This is a genomic window from Candidatus Neomarinimicrobiota bacterium, assembly GCA_016784545.1.
Classification (GTDB): Bacteria; Fidelibacterota; UBA8477; order UBA8477; family JABMPR01; genus JABMPR01.
Window position 1 is genome coordinate 24044 of the sequence record JADHUM010000057.1, and the last position, 6441, is coordinate 30484.

Sequence of the window (6441 nt, forward strand, 5' to 3'; positions counted from 1 at the left end):
TTGGTGATCTACTTAATAACTTTTCATTTATTGATCAGGGCCCTGGCTGTTGTAACGCTTGACATAAGCAAGGAGGTCAGGAAAAAATGTCAAGAAGCTTGTTTCAATGGCAGCGTAGTGTTCATGAACTTCTTCGATGGAGCCATGAAAATCGTGTCTCAGCTTCAAGCGGCCTGCCAGGCCATCCAGGGCACGACCCACATGCTCAAGCTCAGCATATGATCGAATCCAGTCCCTTTTGATCATCCATCTCACAACCAATTCCATGCGTTCCGGCATGAGGTCATGATGACTCCAGAGGTCACTGTAGCACACATCCACAAAGGTATTGAAGTCTTTTGTGGTGTACTTCTCCCAATGCCGAATAAGAAAGTGATCAAAAACCACATCCAGAACGATTCCAGAGAAGCGCCGTTTTTCAGGGCTGAAGTATTTGCGCAAGTCCTGGAATATTTCGTGTGAGTCCGTAAATCTATCAACTGCACGATATAGCTGAATCCCTTCCCTTACTTTTTCCGGGAGTGATTCATGCTTCACGCCCCGCATGAAGTCGGCCATGATATTGCCCAGTCGGGACAACTCATCATCGGGGGAGATCAGTAAATGGGCGAGATAATTCATCACCCAGTCTAATACGAATTTTCTCTGGTTAAAACTCTATCTTGTAACTGAGAGATGGAACAACGATCATCTCTTCAACCAGTTGCACCTTATCCAATTCGTAGTCAAACTCATAGTATGAGTCTGTTGGACTGCCGAGAGCGTTCATCAGTTGTAAGGCCCAAACACTTGAATACCTCGCTTTATTTTTGCGGTATGTGATACTGATATCCAGCATTGCCTTGCTGGCATCCTGTTCTTCAAAAGCACGTGATTCATCTGAAATTACCTCTTGAGCAGCTATCGTTTTTGCGATATTAGCGGGTGATCTTCTAGCGCCTCCTGCTACTTTCAATTTGACATTTAGACCTAGAATATTTTCCCTTGTCCGACCCAACATATACTCTTTCCCTATTAATCCATTCACCACATATTTCGTAGCATATCGGGTCTCCCGCTCTATTCCATCACCTCCTGTGTACTTGGATTCAAAAATTGAGGCAGTTACCAGAAAATACATATTGTTGATCAGATATCGTTCCAGGGTTATATCCAAACCATAATTATGACCAAGTCCATCATTCACCAGGGGACTATTAAAGCTGAGATCCTGTGCAAAATTCAACATTGAAAATGAGCTGTCCTGAATTACCGGGACATTATAGGCGAATTGAAGATATGGCTCGAGTTTGATGATTGTGTTCATCGATAGTTTCTGTTGGTATGCAAGAATGAGGTGGTGAGCTTTGGACAATCCCAAATTTTTATTTGGTTGGGTGGCCTGGCCATTTGTCGGTTGTTCAACAAAATAGATGCGGAGTTCTTCCATCTGGCTGTGATCACCATATCCTAGACTCAGGGAGCGGATTGGATCAATTTTCCAGGTCAAGCCCAGTCTGGGTTCAATTGTAATCTCATCATTCACACTGAAATGTTGCAGGTGAATTCCTGTATTTAGTTCAAGTTTTGGACTTAGACCAAAGCGTGATTGAGAATATACCTGTGTCAGGTTAGCCACATCGTTTTGATCGACCAGCCGTGTCAATGGCAAGGTATTATTCAGAGCGGCTTGCTGGTCAAAATGAAAGTTCAATCTGTCAAAAATCACACCGGTGCGATTGGCGTGCTTCCGACTGAATCGCGTATTGAGATAGGAAGATAAAGTCACGGTCCCAGATGTATTCTCCGCCAAATAATTATCTTGAAGGATCAATTCATCATTAAGACGATACATATTCATTGTGGAGTGCTGTTCAGTCCGGATAACACTTGTTTTAATATATGTGTTTTGTGTTGCCAGATACTTGTGAGTAAGACCCAAAACATTCATTCCCATTTCGAGATCATATGATATCCTATCCCATGGAACCGTCCATAAACTTGAGTCCGCCTTCTCAGGTTCAATATTTATATCATTTGAGCCAAGACCCCATATTGAAAATTTTCCATATTTTTGAGTGGGGATGACCAGCTTGTAGGTATAGTCTGTATATTCTGGAATCTGTTCAGAAGGGATGAAGTCCTTTATCAAAGCAAAAGTCGAGTAGCGATAATTGAAAAGGTAGGATGCATTCTCAGTGCCCGGTATGGGTCCCTCGGCGGCAGCATCTAAACCCAGGACTCCAGCTTGAAATGTATACTCAGTTGTTTCAGTATTCCCTTCGCGTAATTTCATGTCAAACACACCAGCCAGTGCATTTCCATATTCTGCGGGAAATGCTCCCGTATAAAAATCTGAATTACCCAGAACATGACTGCTCAAGACAGAAACAAAGCCGCCACCGGCTACATTGATATCAGGAAAATGATTGGGACTGGGAACTCGAACACCCTCTACCTGCCACAACAACCCCTTGGCAGCGTTTCCCCTAACAACGATGGCATTATCCTGGGCAGCTCCCGTTGAAACACCTGCAAAAGACGAGGCCAAACGGGCAGGATCATCCATCCCTCCGGCATATCTGCGTGCCTCCTCAACAGTAAAGGTCCTGGCGCTCACGACGGCCATTGAGTTTTGAGGGATCTCCTTGCTGCTGGCACCTTCAACGATAACCTGCTCGGTTTCTATGATAGATTGGACCAGTTGAAAGGTTACAACCACCTCTTTGGCCGAACTTACCAATATTTCTGGCAAGACCTGGGGCTCAAAACCGATATAGCTGGTTTTTAGATCATATCGGCCCACGGGAATTCTATCTATCCAGAAAAGTCCATTGTGATCAGTAGTCGCCCCTCTCACAGGCTCTATCCCGAGAACAATCACATTTGCCCCAATCAATGGTTCTTGAGTATCCTGGTCTAAGACTTTCCCCTTTATTGTTTGAGTGAGAGGTTGAGCACATAGCATGCTTGAGTAAAGCAGGAAAACCAGTATGGAAATGGAAGCTCTTTTGGTGTGCGTGAATTTTATTCGTCTGTTTGAATGTCTGTTCATCCTTTTGCCCCTTCAGCTTTAGGGCCTTCAGACTTTCAAACTCCAAGCCATCATTAAAAGTGAGTGTATACACTTACTTTTGCAAAGGTGAATCAGCATGGGCTATATCAATATGATATAAACCCTCACTGCTATGGTATAGACTCTGTGGTTTTTTTAGAGCCCCAGATCCTTATCAATAATAATTTTTGTCACCGCCAGTATTTCTGCTGTTTCAACCCGCAGTAATTTTAGGAAGAGGTCATAACCAGCTTCTTTCTCATATAGTTCACCTGCAAGCAAGAGTTCTGCTCCCAATAGCTCTCCAATCTTGGTGGTTTGAGCCTCTGTCAAAAGTCCCGACAGCTGTAACTTTTGCTCTTCCAGAACAGCCTGGAGGTCTTTGCGGGCGATGAGAACAAACTGGTTGTTTTGTGCCACGGATAGTTGAACCTGCTCCTGGAAATATTCTGCGCTGAGTTCAGAATGTTCTGTTTTCGCGTGAATGGGCAGGACACCCAATCTCCTGGAATCCTCAATCTTGAGTGTTGAATAGTCAATGAGGTTGGAGATGGCTTCCTTAAAGAGCTTCGACAGGGTTTCCTCTCTGGATTCATGGTCCACCTTCTCAGCTTCAAAGTAGCCTTCATCCATTTCCAGGGGATCATCTGTAAAGTTGGAGATTTCCTCTTTGGCCAGACGCATGATAATGGCTTCCAGTTTATCCGTCTGATAATTGGAACCAGTATGATGACTCACGCTGCCTGCTACACCACCCACGTTTTCACCCGTCTCTTTACCGTAGGTTAAGAACAAGTATTTGGCATAAGTGAGTTGTGAAATTTGTCGCAATACATACTCTCCACGAATATCCAGGCCACCGGTTCCCACTGTGAATAATTTGATGCCCTTCTTTTTGGCTTCCAGGGCAGCGGAGATATAGGTGTACCTCTGACCATAGTCCAGGTGAGCTGAAGCATCGGTAATGACAAAGCCTAAACGTAACCCATCCTGGTTCCAGTCCACATTCCGCATGGCCTTATGTAGTGCGGCTTGCAAATCTTCTGGCGTATCACCACCACCAGCTGCTCTCACATTTTCAAGAGCCTGGCGAAACACATCAATATCTGAAGTAAGGGGTACGACTTGTGTGCGATACTTGTCATCTTTATCTCGATACAGTACCATGCCGAAGCGGATCAAGGTTTGATTCGAAAGTGCTGAGAGGTTCATGTGTATCAAATCAATGGTGGCAATGAGGCGTTTGATTTCCTCACCCATACTGCCTGTGGTATCCAGGATAAATACAATATCCACTGGTGTCCTGGGTTGTAAATCCCGGGCCTGGTCTGCCTGGATGATAATTGTGCGGGGGCCATTGCGTTTTACCTCTACCGTCTTATAACCATCGTCAACTGTATAACCGACATGGAAGGTTTTATCCTTGGCAGCCACTTCAGAGGGGTAAAAGAAATATGAACCATCTGCATAGGTTTTGCCCTCATCCAGAAGTCGACTCTCTTTGCGATCAAAAATCTTAATCTCAACATTGGGCAGACTCTTGCCATCCTTGTCCTCCAACAACAAATGAATCCGCTCGTTGATGTCATAGGCATAACTGTTTACAGAAGATTTGTACTGGTTTAAAAAGTTGAGGAAGTAATTGAATTGCTGATTGTCATCGGCAAAGCCTGCCTTCAGCCCTCCAGATTGCGGGGGGGCAGGTCGTGGTGTTGACATCTTGATGTCACCTGGATGTGAAGGTACACCCATGTCTGATGGAATTGTCGCAGGTGCCAATTCATCTGTTGTATATCTTGGGTCTTCAACAAGACTCTCTGTTGCCTCACTTTCAACAGGTAGTGCAGGTCGAGGTTTTGTCCCCCTGTCTGACTCTGCTGGAGGGGGATCTTCACTATCTTCTTTCGATGGTTTTTTGCCAGATGAGCTGCCCCCCATAACCTCTGCGGATGTATCTTTTCCTTTTGATGCAGTGACACCTCTGGCAATCTCTGGTTTCGTGGCTGTGACGGTGACCGATTGTCCCTTTATCTTTTGCGTCTTCAGTCGGAAATTGACCTTGCTTGTTTTTCCGCCTTTTACCTTCACTTTTTTAACGGTTTCAGGGGTATAGCCAATCATGGTGGCCTTTAGGGTGTAAACCCCCTCAGGAACATTGATTATTTTATAATTGCCTTTTAGGTCTGTTGCGGCCCCCAGACCATGCTTTTGTATGACCACATTCACTCCAGCAAGTGGATCTCCGGTCTTGGCATCGGTTACCCGTCCCTTTATGCTGCCCTTGGAAGCTGACATAAGTGGCATGGCAATAACTAGCAGTGCTAGAAGTAGACGTTTCATTCTGGTCCCCCGTTTTGAAATTTGCAATCCATTCTTGTGATTATAGCTGACATGTTATACTAAAACTTGACTCCAATGTTTCTTATGGGGTTCTGCACACCCATAGTTGCATGTTCCCCTTGCCTGTAATTTGGGTTTCAAGCGTTTCCAGCCCAAGGGTCTTTATGAGATACGGCATGCCCCCCTGCTGCATGAATGACCGAAAACCTGTGTAGTGTTCTCTGCCTGCAAGCCGCTCAATAAAATGCGTAGTCATTTCCCTCGTCACCGAGGGTTGCGGGTAAATCCAATCCACCAGGATGAGCTGTTTTCCCAGGCGCATCATTTCAGATAATACGGGAATGCGAATAGCTTCAGGCATCTCGTGGATGACCAGGCTGGATATGGCGTAATCAAAAGACTTATCCTTGAGTGCTGATAAATTACTGGCATCGGCTAGCAAAAACTCACAATTCTTTATCCCTCTGACCAGGGCTTGATCCTCACAGGTTTTGATCATGGTGGCTGACAATTCTACGCCCAGACCAGATTTGATTTGGCTGGACAGATAAAACAATTGATCTCCCGTTCCACAACCCACATCCAACACCGTTGCGTTTCCCGATATAAGCCGTGATACTCTTTTTCGAATGCCCCTAAGTGATGGATCGAGGAGTTTGCGGTATATCCAGCCATCATAAAAATGATTTTGGGCTTCAGTATCAACTTCCATGTCATCCTTTCAACAGATTGTCCCGGCCCCCCTATTTGGATTGTTTCCTGTCAAAATCCAGACTCAGCACCGCCTGGATTCCCCGATAATTCAATAAAGGCCAATTCAATAAAGGCCTTTCTTTATAGGAAAATAACAATCCTGAGCCATTAACCCAGTAATGAGATACTAAACTTAAATCATAATAATTTGTTACTTTAGCCCCCTTTTTATATCCACCCTGATTCCGATTTAGAATAATAAAAAACCTCGTAAGCGTGTTAAATTATAATGTCTTAAAAAATAATCATAACACACCTACGAGGTGAAGATGCGCAAAGATAAAAAACCCTCCTTCAAAATCAAAGCAAGTAAT

At 44.5% G+C, this 6441-nt stretch carries 4 protein-coding genes; all 4 read right to left on the reverse strand.

The features are described 5' to 3' along the window. Nucleotides 1-27 precede the first annotated feature (27 nt). The 4 genes from ISR87_12675 to ISR87_12690 all read right to left on the reverse strand — a co-directional run bounded on the left by ISR87_12675 (nt 28) and on the right by ISR87_12690 (nt 6086). The gene (locus ISR87_12675) at nt 28-621 is read right to left on the reverse strand and encodes a DUF479 domain-containing protein (GenBank protein ID MBL7026297.1); all 594 of its coding nucleotides are present in this window, start codon (nt 619-621) and stop codon (nt 28-30) included. Nucleotides 622-649: 28 nt separating this feature from the next. Beyond that, nucleotides 650-3034 carry a TonB-dependent receptor gene (locus ISR87_12680; GenBank protein MBL7026298.1) on the reverse strand — a complete coding sequence of 795 codons (2385 nt, stop codon included), beginning with the start codon at nt 3032-3034 and terminating at the stop codon, nt 650-652. 156 nt (nt 3035-3190) lie between these two features. Next, a complete protein-coding gene (locus tag ISR87_12685; GenBank protein MBL7026299.1) occupies nt 3191-5374 on the reverse strand; it encodes a carboxypeptidase-like regulatory domain-containing protein in 2184 nt (727 codons plus the stop codon). An 82-nt stretch (nt 5375-5456) separates the two neighbouring features. Beyond that, nucleotides 5457-6086: a class I SAM-dependent methyltransferase gene (locus ISR87_12690; GenBank protein ID MBL7026300.1), complete on the reverse strand. Its 630-nt coding sequence runs from the start codon at nt 6084-6086 to the stop codon at nt 5457-5459. Between the last annotated feature and the right edge of the window lie 355 nt (nt 6087-6441).

Excerpts from the sequence above, each read along its gene's own strand:
- ISR87_12690 (MBL7026300.1), bottom strand. The coding sequence starts at position 6,086 with ATGGAAGTTGATACTGAAGCCCAAAATCATTTTTATGATGGCTGGATA.
- ISR87_12685 (MBL7026299.1), bottom strand. The coding sequence starts at position 5,374 with ATGAAACGTCTACTTCTAGCACTGCTAGTTATTGCCATGCCACTTATG.
- ISR87_12675 (MBL7026297.1), bottom strand. The coding sequence starts at position 621 with ATGAATTATCTCGCCCATTTACTGATCTCCCCCGATGATGAGTTGTCC.
- ISR87_12680 (MBL7026298.1), bottom strand. The coding sequence starts at position 3,034 with ATGAACAGACATTCAAACAGACGAATAAAATTCACGCACACCAAAAGA.